Below are 18557 nucleotides of genomic sequence, written 5' to 3' on the forward strand. Positions count from 1 at the left end.
GCTTATTTTAACACAAAAAAGCTCTCAAAAATTTGGTGATGTCTTAGGAATCATGAGAAGACTCATTATCACTATTAAGATGAACTATTATTACTTTAAGGCACTCGCCTCAAAACATTTATTATTCATATGACTACTCCAGTATCCAGGACGTGCTTTCTCAACACTAATCATAGCTTTGAATAATTCAAGAAAATACATAGACATACTTTCTTTTTCGTCACCATCCTTATAGTTTTGAGTTCTTGATGGGTGGAACATATCTATAAATGGATATGATTTACCATCTATCACCAACTCATATATCTTTACCGGGTTATAGCCATCTCCACCATAAAGCTCCTCTCCCCAATCAAACAGATTGTCAATTATGTTGTAGCACACATCACCACCCAAGATGACAGAAGGGTTACAGAATCGAATCTGCTCTTTCAACACTTCAATTCCTTTCTTTGCATACTCCTTTAAGTCACTTCGCACTGAGCGCTTTTTACCATCAGATTTCTTAATGTTGATATAAGCTGCATCAGAAAGGTAATACACTAAATCATCATTGTCAGATTGGTTTACAAAGTCTATTACCTCTTTCTCTGAAACTTCATTAAAACCTTTATTTGACAATAGATGAATCAAACTAAGATATTGACGCAGATGACTACGTAATGTTATCTGGTCTTTGAAAGGAATAATTCCTTCTCCAATCTCTTTTGCAATACCATCTTGATTGAGACTATACGATTTCTCATCATAAGCCTCTCGGTTCATTATCATCACTTTGAACGGAGTTGAAGCATACTTATCAGGGAAAATGACTCCATCTCTAATCGTATATGAAGCATCCTTAAAAATACTATTGTACAAAGCCCATAGCTTATCTTCCCACTTATTATATTCTAAAATATTTTCCATATTTTATCTAACTTCGCAACACTATAATTTATATTCTACAAACACCCAAGCTGCAAAAAACTGCCTAGGATTATGCCATATCAGAAATTTCTCTAATCTTAGTGCTACATGAATAGAATAGCAAAACTCTGAATGACATGGCAAAATTACAAATAAAATATGAAAATTGGCTGCACAGGTTCGTTTTTTTTCGTAAAACGATGAAATAATTGAAATCTGCATGAAATAAATCTATCTTGTGCAACATATTTTCCTACTTTTCCGTTATCTTTGTATCCAAATAAAAGAAACAGAATATGGCTATCAATCAATTGAACAAATATGTCTGGCTCGTGGAAACCATCCATCGGGCTAGAAAAAGGGGCGGCATCACCTTAAAGGAAATCCAAAGCAGATGGAAGGATTCTGATCTCAGCGAAGGAACGGAACTCTCTCGCCGTACCTTCATCAACAACCTCCATTCCATCGAGGAACTGTTTGAAATCAGCATCAGCTGTGGCAGCGGATACCGCTATTACATTGAGTATGGTGACTGCTTCGAGGAAGGAAGTGCCAGAAGCTGGATGCTCAATGCCTTCTCCCTCAATGCCATGGTTGGCAACAGTCACAAGCTCAAGGAGCGTGTACTCTTGGAAGATATGTCTTCTGGCAGAAACTATCTGGAAGACATCATCAAGGCGATGCGTGACAACCGCGTCATCTCCATATCCTACTATAGCTTCAATACAGAGGAGTATCATGAATTTGATATTCATCCTTATTTCGTAAAGGCTTTCAAGAAGCGTTGGTATGTGGTGGCTTACAGTCCTGGCACAGATGACATCAGATGCTATGCGCTCGACCGTATGGAGAATGTCACTATCTCTGAAGAAACATTCAAATTGCCAGAGGATCTGGATCCTGCTGAATATTTCAAGGATTGCTTCGGCATCATCAACTACGAGGACTCTGAGGTGCAAAAGGTGGTACTCAAGGTGGATGCATTCCAAAGCAACTATATCCGCAACCTTCCTCTCCATACCTCACAAAAGGAAACGGAGCGCACAGATGAATATTCTATCTTTGAATACCATCTGAAGCCTGAATTCGATTTTGAACAGGAGATATTCTCCAACATGGATACCATGGAAGTATTGGAACCTCAATGGCTAAGGGAGGATATTGCCGAAAAATTGAGAAATCTCACAAAGAAATACCAGATTTAATCAATTAAGAAATATCAGATACAATCATCTGAAACTAGGAGAAAAAGGCGGCAAATACATTTTTCGTATTTACCGCCTTTCCTTTATGGATGATGCATCAGAACCCAACCTTTCTCTTGGGGGTTCTTCCTTCCAGCCTTTCACTATCGCAATACCCGACAAGAGATTTGAGCATATCCGCCGGTTTGCCATGCAAAATGGATTGGATGGTATAATGACGGGCAATGTTCTCAATCTCTCCACCACTGAAATCATATCTGGCGGCAAGGAAAGAAGCATCAGCATCATTCAAAGATGGTATCATCGTTTGCCAAATCTGTAAACGCCCATGCAAATCAGGCTTTTCAAACTTCACTTTATAAAGGAAACGACGCTCGAAAGCCTTGTCCATATTCTCGGCAAGATTGGTTGTGGCAATAAGAATGCCATCAAGCAGCTCTATCTCCTGAAGAATGATGTTCTGGATATTGTTCTCCAGTTTATCCACAGCCTTCTCTGCACCCACCATACGCTTACCGATGATGGCATCTGCCTCATTGAAGAGCAGAATAGGAGTCTTTGCCGATTGTTTCACCATCTTTCTGTAATCATCAAAGATACCCTTGATGTTCTTTTCGCTCTCCCCTACCCACATACTCTTGATATCCGAGATGTTAACCTGTATAAGGTCACGACCCGTTTTTCTGGCTATCTGAAGAACCGTCTCCGTCTTTCCGGTACCTGGTGCACCATAGAATAGGCAGGCAAAGCCACTTCTGAAATTGGTTTCCTTCAAGCGGTCTCGAATACCCTGGAAATTCTTTTCATCCAAAAGAGCTGCGAGTTCTTCTACCAGTTTACGTTCCTTATCGTTGTAAAACAGCTGTTTAGGCTTGATACTCTCAAAGGATAACATGCCACCTTTAGGACGGGAGCCTCGCATAGCAGAAAGGTTCATCTCCGAAAAGAGCAGCTTCTTAGCACTGTCTGTAATCTTAAAGGATTCCCTGTCGGCAAAGCCGTCATCGTTGGTATATTCTATGAACTTTTTCTGCAAGAAACGATGATTGCCTTGGCTAAGGTCTCGCTTAGCCCATCGCCAGACCGACTCACCTTCCTCATAGATGAAATCCAAGTCATGGCAACGGATGTCATCATCGCCATCAATAACAAAGAGTGTACACAGCAAGATGAAAAGCGGAAAATCTTTATTCTCCACATTTATATCATACAATGCCATTGCCTTGACAAAAGCCAGGTTGCTATTCATGCCAACCAGTGCTCTGAGTTTCTTTCTCAAAACCTGCTTGTTCAGTTTTTCGCAGCGGCATTTCGAGAAAAGTTCATCAAACTTATCAAACAATTCTCTGGCTGTGAATTCATCCACATCGGAAGGAATATAGCGCCGATTATGCTGGAATGCCTCCATCACCTCCATCGGGATGCTATAATTGAGTCCTTCAATCCGACTCTGACAGACATATTCCTTATCGATAAGTTCCTGAGTTTCGTTGGAATATCTGAGCAATGTAAGGATTCTGCAATCCAGGTATTCCGTCAAATCAGAAAACCGGATATGGGTATCATAACATCGGTCGGCAAAGAGCGCCATAAGGACACTTGCTCGCTTGGAGATACACAGTTTATCGGAAACAAAACCAAGATATGGATCTGCTTTCTGATAAAACTCTTCTCCGAGAGAAGACCCTTTAGCCTTCTCTACGATTATCTCGAAGGCCTGGAGCAAGTCCATCTGCCCCACATCTTTCTTATCTAACATTTGCTTAACCATCATCATACGACATTAATACATTCATTTTTGGATGCAAAATTAAGATGTACCTATGAAAGTTGGTTTCACAGATTGAGAAAATTTTCTTCTGTGCAGCTATTTTGATGGATAAGCACAGGCAAAATACAAGTTTTAAAAATTATTAGGAAAAGAAGTGGCGATAGTTACATAAAAAAGTACTATCTTTGCATTTCATAAAATATGTAACATAAAACATGGAATAGATATAAAACATTATGGAACAGCTGAATAACCCATTTGTTATCTACGGATATAAGGGAGCAGAATACTTCTGCGACCGCAAAAAAGAGACGGAAGTCATCATGAAGGCTTTGCAGAATGAGCGTAACATCGTGCTCATCTCTCCTCGACGCATCGGAAAGACGGGACTCATACACCATGTCTTAGAGAACATCAGTAAGCAGGAGCCTGAAACGCATTGTTTCTATCTCGACATCAATGCCACAAGAAATCTGAGCCAATTCATCCAATTATTGGCAAAGACGGTTATCGGGAAGGTTGATACTTTCTCACAAACTGCCATGCGCAAGATTACCACTTTCTTTGCCGGCTACAAGCCTACGATGTCGTTTGATGAGATGACGGGAATCCCTACGTTCTCGATTACGGTTTCGCCAAGCCAGAGCGAGGATTCTCTCAAACATATCTTCGAGTATCTGAAACAATCGGAGAAACGAATCTATATTGCTATCGATGAGTTCCAGCAGATAGCCGAATATCCCGAAGATGGCACAGAGGCTCTGCTGCGCTCCTACATCCAGTTCTTGCCGAATGTATATTTCATCTTTGCAGGCAGTAAGCAGCACATGATGACCGACATGTTCCTGTCGGCAAAACGCCCATTCTATCAGAGTTCGCAAATTCTCAACCTTCCTCTCATCAACAAGGATGAGTATCATCGTTTTGCCAACAGATGGATGGGAACCCGGAATCTAACCATGGAGCATGATACCTTTGCCTATCTATATAATAAGGTGGATGGTCAAACCTGGTATATTCAGGATATTCTGAACCGACTCTATCAGAACGGAAAGGAAATTACGACAGCGGAAATTGATGATGTAACCCTGGAATTGGTGAACGAACAGGAAGTGGCATTCGTGAATTACTACGATTCCCTTACAGACAATCAGGCAGCCCTTCTATCTGCCATTGCCCAGGATAAGGCTGTCACCTCCATTCTTTCGCAGGATTTCATCAGCCGCCACAACTTGCCTGCTGCCAGCAGCGTGAGTCTTGCTCTCAAGACGCTGATCAATAGAGAATTCATCTACAAGTACAATGGCAGCTATATCATCTACGACCGCTTCTTCGGGATGTGGTTGAGGAAGAACTGTGCTGGAAATTAATCATTGCAAAAAAATCCGAAACAGATAGCTGACAACGCTTCTGTTTCGGATTATCTTTTTGTATTCTTTCTTATTCTTCCTTAAAATCCATGCGGATTCTGATATTTAATAAAGCTAGCAATAATCATGTTCACAGGTTACTTAGCCACCTTGAATACAGCGGCACTAATGCCTGAAGCCTTGATGGCATCGGTCTTCTTACCTGATTTATATACAACCTTGCCTGTAGAAAGAACAGAAACTGCCTTGCCACCTACAGAGCTGATGTTGAGAGAGGCTGCCTTGGCACCAGGATTCACGACAACAACATACTTCTCCTCACCCAAAGTGCGCTCATATACCATCGGATATTCCTGACCCTTCTGGTTCAGGAGCTTCCAATCGCCCTCATTGTCAAGAGCCTTGGCTGAATGACGCAAAGCGGTCAGCTTACGGGTATATGACAACAGAGAATTCTGATCTCCCTGCTGAGCTTCAACGGTCAACTTTCCGTTTTCCGTATCTACAGGGAAATAGAGTTTATCAGGCGCACTCGTTGAGAAGCCGGCATTCTTGCCCTTGGTCCACTGCATCGGAGTGCGGGTACCAGAGCGTTCATTGCTACCCTCCTTGTTAGGGAGATTCATCTGATACTTCATACCAATCTCATCACCATAATAGATAAATGGAACACCTGGCATGGTGAGGAAGAAGGTCATCGCCACCTTCAACTGGTCTGGCGTGTTGCGGGTACCGATGTTAGGACGCTGGTAATCGTGGTTGGCAGATGGAACAGCGATGTAGCCGAGATTCTTGGTGGCATTGAAAGCCTTGGTATAGTTCTCGCTAAATTCCTTAAGCGAACCCTTGCCCTGCTTGTCGAAATAGCAGTTCTGATAGCTCTGCTCCCACTTGCCCCATGGAGTCTTGCGGTCAAAGAACAAAGAGGCATAGCCCTTAAGACCGAAATGGATGTAGAAATCGATGTTGAAGCCGGCAGGAATGGCTTGCTGCGGATTAGCCCACTCTGAAATCAGGACGGTCTCAGGATAGTACTTGTCCTTCCATGCACGCATCTCATTCCAGAGTTTGGAAACCTCCTTCTTGTCAGGGTCGTTCTTGATGAGCGATGACGCCATATCAACACGGAATCCATCCACACCCTTATCAAACCAGAAAGCCATGATGTTACGTATTTCCCTGCGAACAGCCTGTGGTCCAGGCGCATCTACGCTCTGCTCCCAAGGATGATTTGGGTCTGGATGAGCAAAGCCATAGTTCAAGGCTGGCTGGCACTCGAAGAAATTCTTCTCATAATACTTGGCACGAGGAGCATTCGCCTCCACATATCTGCCTCGGGTACTAGACTCCGGACTTGCCTCCTGATGGCGGGCTTCTATTTCTTTCTTCTCGCTCTCAGGAATATCGTTCATCCATATATAATAGTCGCTGTAACGCTGGTTAGGATCTTTCTCGGAAGACTCCTTAAACCAGGCACACTTGGTACTGGAATGTCCTGCCACCAGGTCGAGACAAACCTTCATGCCACGCTTATGGGCCTCATTGACCAATGTAACCAAATCAGTATTGGTACCGAATCGAGGATCCACCTTGTAGAAATCGATGACATCATAGCCACCATCAAACCATCCCGACTCAAAGATCGGATTGAGCCAGAGGGCGTTCACACCCAGCGACTTGATGTAATCCAACTTGGAAGTGATACCCGGCAAGTCACCAATACCATTGCCATCAGTATCCATATAGGAAGATGGATAAATCTGATAGAAAAGTGCATCACTCAACCAAGCTGGTCCCTTCTTCTGTTCTGCCTGAGCAGAAAGTGTGGTTGCCGCCAAGGCAGCAACCAACAACATTTTATTCATTCTTTTCATGAGCATCATTATTAATTCAAGAAAACTTTCTTTCATAATAACTCAAAATCCTGCATTTTATTGCGCAAGAAGGCTAATTGCGAATCCGCCACCTGCAACGGAGTTCAACTTCAAGACAGACTTGCTGGTTACAGTCTTCTTGGTGATGACATAAGCCTGCGGATTGGTCTTGTAATTGGCATTCTTTGCATCCTGATAGATGGTAGCCACATACTTCTTGCCCTTCTCGAGGAAATCGAGCTTTACGGTAGACTGATGAGCCTTCATGCCCGTAACGCCACCGACAAACCAGTTATCAGAACCCTTTGCCTTGCGGGCAGCGGTGATATACTCCATTGGTTCAGCCTCCAGATAGATAGACTTGTCCCAATCTACAGCCACATCCTTGATAAACTGGAAGGCATCCATGTGCTTCTCGTAATTCTCAGGGAAATCGGCAGCCATCTGCAATGGACTGTACATCGTTACATAAAGTGCCAACTGACCGCAGATGGTAGAGTTGCAATGAGAACCATTGGCGCAATCCATTTCAAAGATACCCGGTGTATAATCCATCGGACCACCCTGCAGACGGGTGAAAGGCAAGATGGCGGTATGTCCCGGTTTGGTACCTCCGAAAGCCTGATATTCAGTACCGCGAGCACTCTCGTTGCCAATCAGGTTAGGATAAGTGCGGCAGAGACCGGTAGGACGCACTGCCTCATGTGCATTTACCATGATGTGATAATCGGCAGCACGGGTTACGGCATGCAGATAGTGATTGATTTCCAACTGACTGTAGTGATGCTCGCCACGAGGAATGATGTTGCCAACATAACCGCTCTTCACTGCATCGTAGCCATAATCCTTCATCAACTGATAAGCTCTGTCCATATACTTCTCGTAGTTCATTACAGAAGAAGAGGTCTCATGATGCATGATGAGCTTCACACCCTTGGAATGCGCATACTCATTGAGCGCCTTGATGTCGAAATCAGGATATGGAGTCAGAAAATCGAATACCTTTTCCTTCATATAGCCACTCCAGTCTTCCCAACCGATGTTCCATCCTTCTACCAGGACTGCATCGAAACCATGGGCTGCAGCAAAGTCGATGTAACGGCGCACATTGGCATTGTTGGCAGAATGCTTGCCCGATGGCTTGGCATGTACATAGTCGGTTCCATCCAACTTCACGGTAGGATAATCATGGGTATAAGCCCACTCACCCTTACCGGAAATCATCTCCCACCATACACCTACGTACTTCACAGGATGAATCCAGGAGGTATCCTTGATCTTGCAAGGCTCATTGAGATTGAGAATCAGGTTGGAAGACAACACCTTGCGGGCATCATCTGTAATGACCATCGTACGCCAAGGACTCTTGAACGGAGTCTGCATGTATCCCTTCATACCCTGTGCATCAGGGGTAAGCCAAGAGGTAAAAGTCATGGTCTTGTCATCCAGGTTCAGATGCATGGCAGGATAATCTACCAGGGCAGCCTCATGCAGGTTGATGTAGATACCATCATCAGTCTTCAACTGGAGTGAGGTCTGTACACCGGTATCTGAAAAGACAGTCTGCGAGAGATTGCTGCTGACAGCAGCATGCAAAGCTGGACGGATGCCCGACAGACGGGTCTTGGTGTATTCATACTCCTGGGTATCGTAATCACCCGGAATCCACCAGGCGGTATGATTGCCCGTCATGGCAAATTCTGTACGCTCTTCCTTGATTGTAAAGTAGTTGAGATTGCCTTTCTGAGGGAACTCATAGCGCAATCCTACTCCATCGTCATAAACACGGAAGCGGACGTTCATATAACTGTCTGTAGAATTCTGCTTTAACTCTACCAGCATATCATTATAATGATTGCGGATAGACTTGTTCTCTCCCCAAACAGGAGTCCAGGTCTCATCGAAAGTGGAAGTTTTCTCATTGATGACACTAAAATCAGAAAGCAGATCCTTGCCATCCTTGCCGCCCTTGGCGAGCTGATAACCCAGACGGCTAGGCTTGATGATAGTCTTGCCCTGATAGGTCACACTATAGGTAGGCACAGTGCCATCCAAGGTGAAGTTCACCTTGATTTGTCCGTTAGGAGAAGTGATGTCTCCTGCATCTGCAGAGATGCCAAAAGCCATCAGAAGGCTTGCGAGCAAAAAGAGTTTTTTCATATTTTTTGTTTAAAATTGTTTGTTGCTGCAAAAGTACGGCAAAAATCGATAAGTTGGTACGAATAGTAGGTTCTTGGTAGATTACCGCTATCTACCAACCTCCTCACCTCTCTGAATATCAACATTTTGCTAATTCTCAAAAAAAACGGCTAGTAGATGCGAGATTCTCTATGTTTTTTATTATTTTTGCAGCAGAATCTAAAAACATAGGAAAAATGAGACATCTTTTCGTTATAATCATCACACTGCTGATGCTACAGCCGATATACGTAAAAGCAGACAACAGCCAGCTCTACAAACAGCTGGATGCTGCCCTGGAAAAACGTGCGCATTATGTAGAAGTAAAAGAGAAAAGTCTGAACGACATCAAGCAGGGTGCCAAGTATGTAACCAGCAACGAGGACAAGCTCAAGCTTTACGAGCAACTCGCCAATGGATACAAAGCCTACGAGTATGATTCGGCGATGACTTACGTAAAAAAAGGCCTCGTTCTTGCCCAAAAGAGCAACAACATCTTATATCATAAAAGATTCCAACTTAGCCAAACCAGCCTGCTTATCACACGTGGATTCTATGCTGAAGCAAAAAACATCATGCAGAAGATAGAACCCAAGGAAGAAGATCCGCTTGACTATCAGTTTCAATACTATTATACACTTTACGGACTATACAACAACTGGTCAACCTATTGTGAGAACAATGAATTCAGCAAGATTTACGACCAGCAGAAAGTGGAATACCTGAAGAAAACATTAGAACTGTCGCCAAAGAAAGATGCATTCTATTACTACCTGCTGGGAGAGTTATACTATTACAGCAATCATTCCAACAATAACAAGACCATCCAATACTACAAAAAAGCACTGAGTATGGAAAAGCCGGACAGCCGTCTCCATGCCATGACCGCCTTTGCCCTATCCGAAATATACAAGAAATCCAACAACCAGAAACTGACGGAACATTACCTGCTGGTTGCAGCCATCTCAGACATCACTTCTGCCACAAAAGAAAACGTAGCCCTGCAAGACATCGCACTCTTCATCTACAAACATAAGACCAGAAGTCTGAATAAAGCCCAGGAATACATCAACCTATCCCTGGAAGATGCTTATGCATACAACAACCGGTTGCGCCGCATTGAGATTTCATCCAAATTGCAGATGATTACCAATGCCTATACAGATGACATCAGAGCCACCAACAGCATGCTCTACATCGCACTATCGGTCATTTTCCTGCTCTTGCTCGGAGTGGGACTTAGCAGTCTGTTCATCCGCAAGAAGAACAAACTTCTGAAACAGAAGAAAGACGAAATCACGGCTACATCGGCAAAAATGGAAGTTCTCAACAGCCAGTTACACCTCATCAACGACGAACTGAAGGACACCAACCAGAAGCGCGAGAGACTGATAAAGGTGTATATTGACCTGTGCTATAAGAACATAGAGAGAAACAGCAAACTGCGCACCTTGGCAGTAAGAAAGATCAAGGCCAACCAGAGTAAGGAGCTGCTGAGCCTCCTTTCTTCCTCAACCAATACAGAGAAAGAGAACAAGGAGTTTCTGACGGAATTTGACAAGGCATTCCTGTCTCTGTACCCAACTTTTATAACCGAGCTGAACAAGCAGCTTACAGAATCGGCACACATCCAGCTGAAAGAGAATGGAGAAATGCCCCCTATCCTCCGTGTGTGCGCCCTGTTAAGATTAGGCATTACCGAAAGTTCAAAGATAGCCGGCATCCTGTCTTATTCGCCACAAACCGTATACAACTACCGTTCCCTGCTCAAGAACAATGCCATCGACAAGGAGCACTTCGAAGAAAATGTGCTCAGACTCTGTATGGTTATCGCAGACTGATCGGAGAAAGAAAAAGATACCTATATTTATAACAAATCCCGACAGGCAACAACATACCTGTCGGGATTTTTTAATTATCTGCAATTGATGAGAAATCTACTTTACTATATATTTCTTGCCACCACGGATATAGATACCATCATGTTTCACCGGGAGCAATACCTTTCGGCCATTGATATCATAAACATCGGAACGGCAAGGCTTAGTAAAACCGGTAACAGGAGTTAAGCCGGAAGTCAAATCATAATTGATTTCACCATCATCAGGGCAATGAATAACCACCATTTCCTGATACCACTGATACTCCTCATCAACGGAGACACCATTATCCGTATACTCCAGAGGAAGGAGGCTCAAGTCGAAATAGCCATCACCAAAACCACCATAGCCCCAATTTACTCCTACGTTTCCATCAGCATCATAACCATCCAGCACAAAGGCATGGGAAGAAGTCTTGTCGTTTCCCTGCTTATTGGATGTACCGGCATACAGAATAGGATGCCCGGCGCTCAATTCCCGGTAAATAACCTTTTTCCAGGCTGCATCATCATAGTTATTGGTCTGGGGATAATCCTTATAGCCATAATACTGGGTAAGATAGCCGAAATGCTTCTTCATGCCAGCCGCAGCATCTTGCAAAGATGCGCCACTGCCATCAAGAGAATAATTCATACCAGCCACACAACCGCAATGAAACATCAACTTGGCTACGGCGGCAGCCTGTTCCGAACAGTAGTTATCACCCGAATAAGCAGGCAACATCTCCGTCCACTTATACTCTCCCATACTCAGCATAGCAGTACGTTTCTCATCGCCAATGCTATAAGAAGCGACACCCTTGCCACGGGATGGATACTGGTATACAGACATAATCTGTGCCATAGCCGTAGCCACGCAACCCACCCAGCAATTTTTGCCATTTACTTGTGGGCACTGGCTATTGAAAGGAGCATCCTGGCCCCATTTTACGGCAATAAGATGCTCAACACTCGACTTGCAACCTGCAGGGATAACCTGATAACCCGTAGAAGCAGCACGAAGTGAAGCGTCATTAATTCTAGCCAAGAACCAGCCCAAGGCAGGATTATCACCAAAAGTACCCTCGTCAGAATAACCTATCACAGCCTTGAACGCATCATCATTGGCGAGAACTACAAATCCGTTCCGGTTGCGTCCTACAACCGTATAAGCATCCGTCTGTCGCATAACCCGAAGGCTCTCACCTACTCCTCCACGAGAAGTTTTCCCGCCAACAGAAGGCAAACGCTCCCCCAGCACCTCACTGGCTATCTCCAATTTCTGCTGAAGGCTCCTTTCCTTTGCCTCAGAGCAAAGGAAAGAAGCCAACATCAGAGAAAATATAAGAATCTTCTTCATAAGTCCAAAATCTTTAGGAAATCATTCGGTATTTCTACCAAACGCCATACACATTTACAGACTGCTGCTCAACACTGGAATCTATATATCCATTCAGATAGATGTATTTCTGTGTGAAGTCTATATAAGAATAGGTACTATAGCTATATCCACCATACCACATGAAAGAGTTGATATTTACATCTCCTACCGTCCAGTTCCACAAATAGTCGCCTGTAGAAGAATCAACACCAGCTACGATATAGTTTTGCTTATAGGTCTGATAGTCATATATGGCAGCACCCTTTCCTTCCACAGGAACCAGTTCACCGGAGCAATCAGCCAGATTATCGGCATTGAAAGTGCCATTAATCTTGAAATAAAGATCAGCACCCGAACCCAACATATTGGTGATATAAAACTGATTGACACCTTCCAGCTGGTAGATATCAGAATAGGTAACAGGCAAATCTGTGAAACCTGCGTAATAGAACCGCACATTCTCCAGTACTTTCTTCCACTGAGAAACCAGCACCGTTGACTGCAGCACCGTGCTTCCATCCTGCTTGGTATAAGGATCGGCATAGGCTTCATCGACATCTATCTTGAAACCAAATTTCTTTTTAGGTGTCAAGCCCTTTACAGAAATGGTCAGCGTAGCCTCCTTCTCGCCCTGGGCAAACTCAACCGTAGCAGGCACCTGAATGGCAGTTGTATCAGTATACTCTACCTTGACAGGAACACTCGCAGCCTCAGCGGCTTCCTTACGGCAAACCTTCACATCAACGGTTTCCTGGTCTGGAGTAAGAATAAACTCTGCCGCATTGCCGGCATCAAAATACACTCCCATGCAATTGTCTGGGGCAGGATTGCCTGGCGCATAATCATCGTCATCGCTGCAGGAAGAGACCCCCAACAGGAGACCAGCCGAGATGGCAAGCCCCAAATATCTAAAAAACTTTATATTCTTCATTGTCAATTCCATTTTAAAGATTGAAAAATCTCCTCATTTACTCACTCTTTGCCTCTACCACACTTGTAGGGTCCGGATTCAGTTCCACAGCCGGATTAGAACTCTTCTCATATTCAGGGATATAACAATCCATCCACGGAGCCACGAAACCATACTTGGAATTCAAGCGGTGACTCTCCAGGAAGTTGGTACCCGTATAGGTACGGACAACAGCTTCCTTAAGACGCTTATAATCAAAATACAGCAGTCCCTCTCCCCAGAGTTCGATACGTTTCTGAAGCAGCACGGCATCTTCAAGTGATTCGATGTCTGTAGCCTGACACTCATAAGAGCCATCTGTATAGCGATAAGCATTCATGAAATCATTCAAGACGGTCTTGGCAGCATCCACCCCTTCAGTATGGGCAATGGCCTCAATATAGATGAGATACATCTCTTCTACACGCATCAATGGAATATCACACAAACAGCCCACATAGAGGTCAGACAAGTTACCTGAACCCGGATGATATTTCAGGTTGGTGTAAGCAGGCAGTTTAGCCCATTCTGCTCCATCCAGCAAGGTAGAATAGCCTGCCGGAACCTCGGTCTTGCCAGCATCCTCAGGGGCAACCCAAGTCTTCTTTCGCCAGTCGGCATCAGGTATCTGATTATAGAGCGAAGCACCTATCATACGGTAAGCCTTGCCATAACCACCCATGGAGAATGCAGTAGATTCAGAAGATACCGTACCCATCCAGGAATGGTACCAGCTGCCCAATTGCTCCTTTGTTCCCAGCGAAGCCTTCCATATCCAGGAAGAATTAGCAGTATTGAAACCTGTCTTCTTATTATACCATTCGCTCTGAGACATTGGCTGGCAACCGGAATTGTCGATGGCAGCCTGTGCGTATGAGGCAGCCTTGGCAAAACAGTCATTAACCGCCGTAATGCCCAAGGCATCATAGCCGTCAGCATCATTCTCATGAGCTAACTGGGCTGTCAGATCATCTGCCGAATCATAAAAACGAGAACCCAGTTCCAACCAGAAGCGTGCCTTCAAACCATCTACCACGCTCTCATCCGGCTGATCCTTGCCCGTACGCTTATAGCCCTTCAAGTATGCCTCAGCCTTATTCAGGTCGTGCAGGATGAAGCGATACATGGTATAATAAGGTACACGAGGATTGTTCTTACCCTCCTCGCCTGTAGTCTTCTCGGTCACGATAGGCACGGTAAGCCCCATTATCTTGGCTGCTTTGGCATCAAAGTCAGAGAATCCGGTCTTCTTGAATTCAAACATTCTTGCCATATCCAGGTATGCCAAAGCACGGTAAGCATAAGCTACACCGGCAGACGCCTTTGCTGATTCAGATGCTCCTTCCACATCGAGCGACGAGATGATACTGTTGGCATTGTTCACTAAGCCATAATAGTAGAAATAGGTGTAATTGAATGGGCTACGGAGTCCCTTACCATTCTCTATAGATGAGAAATAGTCGTAATCTGCATTGTAAACCGGAAAATCCTCTGTCATCACATCACGGATAATCATCTGGCTGGGATAACCGTTGTCGTAAGCCGAACCGTCGCCATACACACCACTTTTTACCATATAGGCACTCAAACCGGTCAGCAAGCCCTGCTGAGCCGTCTCAGACCCCTGCACCTGACTGCCTGTTGCATAATCCTTTGGCAGTTCCTCCTCCAGACAGCTCTGCATCATCAAGCATGAAGAGAGCACTACTGTGAACAGAGAAACCTTGCGAAATATATTGTTCATCATATAAAATTCTCCTTATCTATATAAAAATCTCCTTATCTAACAGTTTAAAATTGAAGTGTAATACCACCAGAGATGGTACGAACAAACGCATACTGCTCGTTGCTAGGTGAGCCGGTGAAACTTGTACGAGGGTCGAATCCCTTTCGCTTGCTCCACAAATAGACATTGTCTGCCGAACCATAGACACGAACCTTAGTCAAGCCCAAACGACGTGTCAGGCTCTTTGGCAAGGTATAACCGATATTGATGCTCTGCAGGTTGAGATAACTTCCATTAATCAGGAAACGGTCAGAAGATGAGCTTGCATCCGTATCATTATACTGGAGGCGAGGGATGTTGGATCCTCTGTTACTTGGAGACCAGGCATCCAGCATATCCTTATGGAAATTAAAACCTGTCCAGCTATCATGAGGAACACTCATCAGACTCTGATAACCTGAATCGTAAGACTTGCCGCCGATGGAATAAGTGAAGTTCACACCGACATCAATACCTTTAAACGACAACGATGTGCCAAAGCCACCATAAAGATCCGGAGTCGGGTCGCCACAGGCAAAGTAAGAGCCTTCCGACCATTTTGCCGACTTGCCCAGCGAACCATCTTCGTTCTCAACATACCATGTGGATTCTCCTTTCTCATTTACGCCTGCATATTTCTTCAATCTCCAGGTGTAGATAGGCAATCCTTCACCATAATAATAAGAACCGTTATGATAACCGGCATATCCGCTCAGCATCTCGTTCTTGTTCTCATCAAAAAGCTTCGTTATCTCATTGGTATAGTGGGTGGCATTGAGATTGATGTTCCACGCAAAATCCTTGGTGCGGATTACATCTCCTGCAAGATTCAGTTCTACACCACGGTTCACCATGTTACCCACATTAGAGTAATAGCCTGCATAACCCATTGACATAGGCACGCTGATGAAACAGAGCATGTCAGTGGTCTTGCGGTAGAAATACTCCACATCACCGGTCAGACGACCCTTGAAGAGTTCGAATTCAAGACCTGCGTTGATATTGGTATTGGTCTCCCAGGTAATCTTATCATTACCCTTTGAAGCAAAGGTCAGCGCCATGTCGCCATTCATGCTACCGATGCCGTAAGTATCCAGATAACGATTGTTACCGATGGCATCGTTACCCTGCTGACCGAAAGAGAATTTCACCTTCAGCATGTCGAGCCAAGACTTGGTGCCTGCCATCCAATCTTCCTTGGTCAGTATCCAGGCACCACCGAAAGAATAGAAATCGCCCCAGCGATGGGCTGGAGAGAAGCGGGATGAACCGTCACGGCGATAAGATACCTGGCCGAAATACTTGCCATCATAATCATACATGCCACGGAAGAAGAAACCTTCGGTGTTGTAATTGGTCTGATTAGAATATGTCGGCTCATTGGTAATAGCACCTGCCAACTCATGGTTTTCTTTGAAAGAGAACATGTTGGAACGGCCGCCATATACGTATTCATAAGTCTGCTTATAGTTCTCATGACCCAACAACAATGTCATGTTGTGCAGACCAAAAGAACGGGCATAGTTTACCAACTGCTGGAAGTTGACTGTATAATAACGGTAATGTCCTACGGTTACCTCACCATTAGGATAAGTCGTTGCACCAAATCCATAATAAGGCTGCTGGGTACTCTGATAGCGATATTCATAGTCATCCACCGTACCGTTCAAGGTAATCTTCAATCCCTTGACAAATGTTGGGGTAATCTCAGCAAAACCATTGATACCGAAAGTATTTCCTACAGAATGGGATGCCTGAAGCTGGTCATCCTTCAACTGGTTGACCTGAGAGAGTACAGGTCGATTCAAGCCTGCATTCATTCCGTTACCATAATCATATATCTTACCATTATCATCGGTCATGATATTGCCATTGCCATCTCTGAGATACAGCGGATAGATAGGAGCGATGGTATTGACCATGTAGAAGGTATTGGTAGTACTATTGTTTCCATCAGAATCTACCTCTGTGGCATAGTCTGTAACGGTATGGGCATAGTTTACGTTACCACCCACCTTCAGCCATTCATTTGCCTTATAGGTAGCCTTCAGGCGTGCAGTATATCGCTTAAACTGAGATCCGTATGCGATACCAGGGTTATCCAGATAGCCCAACGAAGCATAGAACTGGGAACTGTCGTTTCCACCATTCACATTCATATTATACTCCTGTCGGAGGGTGTTTCGGTAAGCCGCCTTGAGCCAGTCGTCCGGACTAATCGTATAGTCCTTTCCGTTATAAGAGATTTTATTGCCCAATGTGGCATTAGGATTCAGCTTTCCATTATCGCCAATGAGATACTGTCCCTCAGGCACATTGTAGCAGATATAACCCAATCCGCCCATTTCTGAAGAACCACCAATTGCGTTATTGGCAGCCACATGAGCCGCATAAGCTGACATACCCTTGCCATTGGTATAGTAATTATATAATGACTTATAATGTGTCTCATAATATTGACCGGGATCTGAAATCATATCATAAGTCTGAGAGCCACGGCTATTGCTGCCCCATTTGGCATCAACAGTGATGACGGTCTTGCCCACCTGCGGATTCTTGGTGGTAATCATAATGACACCATTGGCACCACGGGCTCCGTAGAGTGCATTACTTGCCGCATCTTTCAACACGGTAACAGATGCCACATCCGCTGGGTTGATGTCACTCCAGGAACCATAATAAGGTGCACCATCTACCACGATCAACGGATCCTGACCTGCATTGATTGAGCTGATACCGCGTACACGGATGGTAGGGGTAGAAGACGGATCGCCAGATGTATTTATCATCTGCACACCCGCTACCTGACCATTGAGGGCATCTACCACATTGGTTACCTGACGCACGGCAATTTTATCTGCATCCACTACGCCTGCTGAACCCGTGAAAGAGGATTTCTTCTGCTCACCATAAGCCACAACAATCACTTCGTCGAGCTGGCGGTCTTGAGAGTGCATGCTTACCTTCATACCTGGAGCCGCCTTCAATGTCTGGGAATCCATACCGAGATAGGTGATGACTATCGCCTCTCCTTTTTTAGCACTTGGCAAGCTGAACTTACCGTCAATGTCGGTCACGGTTCCGGTCTTGGAACCTTTCACCATGATCTGGGCACCTACTACAGGGTCTCCGTTCTCATCGAAGACCTGCCCCCCCACCTGTGCGGAAGACTGTGCCAGCACTTGCCCCGAAGCAGCCAGCAACAGGGAAGCAAATAAAACCTTCATTCTCATAATATCTGTCTCTTCTTATAATTATTATCTCTCTTTATCTTGAATACACCTCTTTATATATAGC

11 protein-coding genes are annotated in these 18557 nt (G+C 44.5%); 3 read left to right on the forward strand and 8 right to left on the reverse strand.

Going from position 1 to position 18557, the window contains the following annotated elements; translation table 11 throughout:
• Positions 1 to 90 precede the first annotated feature (90 nt).
• On the reverse strand, positions 91 to 909 hold the full coding sequence (locus F7D47_RS07365; protein WP_153086073.1) for a hypothetical protein: 819 nt from the start codon (positions 907 to 909) through the stop codon (positions 91 to 93).
• A gap of 296 nt (positions 910 to 1205) precedes the next feature.
• On the opposite strand from F7D47_RS07365, the gene F7D47_RS07370 reads away from it, so the two are divergent.
• A complete protein-coding gene (locus tag F7D47_RS07370; RefSeq protein ID WP_153086074.1) occupies positions 1206 to 2114 on the forward strand; it encodes a helix-turn-helix transcriptional regulator in 909 nt (302 codons plus the stop codon).
• A gap of 97 nt (positions 2115 to 2211) precedes the next feature.
• Here the strand turns inward: F7D47_RS07370 and F7D47_RS07375 are convergent, their stop codons facing one another.
• Positions 2212 to 3873, reverse strand: coding sequence for an ATP-binding protein (locus F7D47_RS07375; RefSeq protein ID WP_228113396.1), 1662 nt, complete (start codon positions 3871 to 3873; stop codon positions 2212 to 2214).
• A gap of 248 nt (positions 3874 to 4121) precedes the next feature.
• On the opposite strand from F7D47_RS07375, the gene F7D47_RS07380 reads away from it, so the two are divergent.
• Positions 4122 to 5255 (forward strand): AAA family ATPase, encoded by a 1134-nt coding sequence (locus F7D47_RS07380; RefSeq protein WP_153086076.1) that lies wholly within the window; start codon positions 4122 to 4124, stop codon positions 5253 to 5255.
• 137 nt (positions 5256 to 5392) lie between these two features.
• Here F7D47_RS07380 and F7D47_RS07385 read toward each other — a convergent pair whose 3' ends face one another.
• Positions 5393 to 7120 carry an alpha-amylase family glycosyl hydrolase gene (locus F7D47_RS07385; protein ID WP_153086077.1) on the reverse strand — a complete coding sequence of 576 codons (1728 nt, stop codon included), beginning with the start codon at positions 7118 to 7120 and terminating at the stop codon, positions 5393 to 5395.
• A 66-nt stretch (positions 7121 to 7186) separates the two neighbouring features.
• Positions 7187 to 9289 (reverse strand): glycoside hydrolase family 97 protein, encoded by a 2103-nt coding sequence (locus tag F7D47_RS07390; protein WP_153086078.1) that lies wholly within the window; start codon positions 9287 to 9289, stop codon positions 7187 to 7189.
• Between the two features lie 215 nt (positions 9290 to 9504).
• On the opposite strand from F7D47_RS07390, the gene F7D47_RS07395 reads away from it, so the two are divergent.
• Entirely contained in the window at positions 9505 to 11148 is a 1644-nt protein-coding gene (locus F7D47_RS07395) for a DUF6377 domain-containing protein (RefSeq protein WP_153086079.1), read from the forward strand.
• A gap of 96 nt (positions 11149 to 11244) precedes the next feature.
• Here the strand turns inward: F7D47_RS07395 and F7D47_RS07400 are convergent, their stop codons facing one another.
• From F7D47_RS07400 to F7D47_RS07415, 4 genes are read right to left on the reverse strand one after another with little or no spacing between them, the layout of a single operon-like run.
• Positions 11245 to 12525, reverse strand: a complete 1281-nt coding sequence (locus F7D47_RS07400; RefSeq protein WP_153086080.1) for a C10 family peptidase — start codon at positions 12523 to 12525, stop codon at positions 11245 to 11247.
• A 34-nt stretch (positions 12526 to 12559) separates the two neighbouring features.
• Positions 12560 to 13477 (reverse strand): hypothetical protein, encoded by a 918-nt coding sequence (locus tag F7D47_RS07405; RefSeq protein WP_153086081.1) that lies wholly within the window; start codon positions 13475 to 13477, stop codon positions 12560 to 12562.
• Between the two features lie 37 nt (positions 13478 to 13514).
• A complete protein-coding gene (locus F7D47_RS07410; protein ID WP_153086082.1) occupies positions 13515 to 15242 on the reverse strand; it encodes a RagB/SusD family nutrient uptake outer membrane protein in 1728 nt (575 codons plus the stop codon).
• A gap of 44 nt (positions 15243 to 15286) precedes the next feature.
• The gene (locus F7D47_RS07415) at positions 15287 to 18493 is read right to left on the reverse strand and encodes a SusC/RagA family TonB-linked outer membrane protein (RefSeq protein WP_153086083.1); all 3207 of its coding nucleotides are present in this window, start codon (positions 18491 to 18493) and stop codon (positions 15287 to 15289) included.
• Between the last annotated feature and the right edge of the window lie 64 nt (positions 18494 to 18557).

It is taken from the genome of Segatella copri (assembly GCF_009494835.1).
Taxonomy (GTDB): domain Bacteria; phylum Bacteroidota; class Bacteroidia; order Bacteroidales; family Bacteroidaceae; genus Prevotella; species Prevotella copri_F.

Excerpts from the sequence above, each read along its gene's own strand:
- F7D47_RS07385 (WP_153086077.1), bottom strand. The coding sequence starts at position 7,120 with ATGAATAAAATGTTGTTGGTTGCTGCCTTGGCGGCAACCACACTTTCT.
- F7D47_RS07380 (WP_153086076.1), top strand. The coding sequence starts at position 4,122 with ATGGAACAGCTGAATAACCCATTTGTTATCTACGGATATAAGGGAGCA.
- F7D47_RS07410 (WP_153086082.1), bottom strand. The coding sequence starts at position 15,242 with ATGATGAACAATATATTTCGCAAGGTTTCTCTGTTCACAGTAGTGCTC.
- F7D47_RS07400 (WP_153086080.1), bottom strand. The coding sequence starts at position 12,525 with ATGAAGAAGATTCTTATATTTTCTCTGATGTTGGCTTCTTTCCTTTGC.
- F7D47_RS07390 (WP_153086078.1), bottom strand. The coding sequence starts at position 9,289 with ATGAAAAAACTCTTTTTGCTCGCAAGCCTTCTGATGGCTTTTGGCATC.
- F7D47_RS07405 (WP_153086081.1), bottom strand. The coding sequence starts at position 13,477 with ATGAAGAATATAAAGTTTTTTAGATATTTGGGGCTTGCCATCTCGGCT.
- F7D47_RS07395 (WP_153086079.1), top strand. The coding sequence starts at position 9,505 with ATGAGACATCTTTTCGTTATAATCATCACACTGCTGATGCTACAGCCG.
- F7D47_RS07365 (WP_153086073.1), bottom strand. The coding sequence starts at position 909 with ATGGAAAATATTTTAGAATATAATAAGTGGGAAGATAAGCTATGGGCT.
- F7D47_RS07415 (WP_153086083.1), bottom strand. The coding sequence starts at position 18,493 with ATGAGAATGAAGGTTTTATTTGCTTCCCTGTTGCTGGCTGCTTCGGGG.
- F7D47_RS07370 (WP_153086074.1), top strand. The coding sequence starts at position 1,206 with ATGGCTATCAATCAATTGAACAAATATGTCTGGCTCGTGGAAACCATC.
- F7D47_RS07375 (WP_228113396.1), bottom strand. The coding sequence starts at position 3,873 with ATGTTAGATAAGAAAGATGTGGGGCAGATGGACTTGCTCCAGGCCTTC.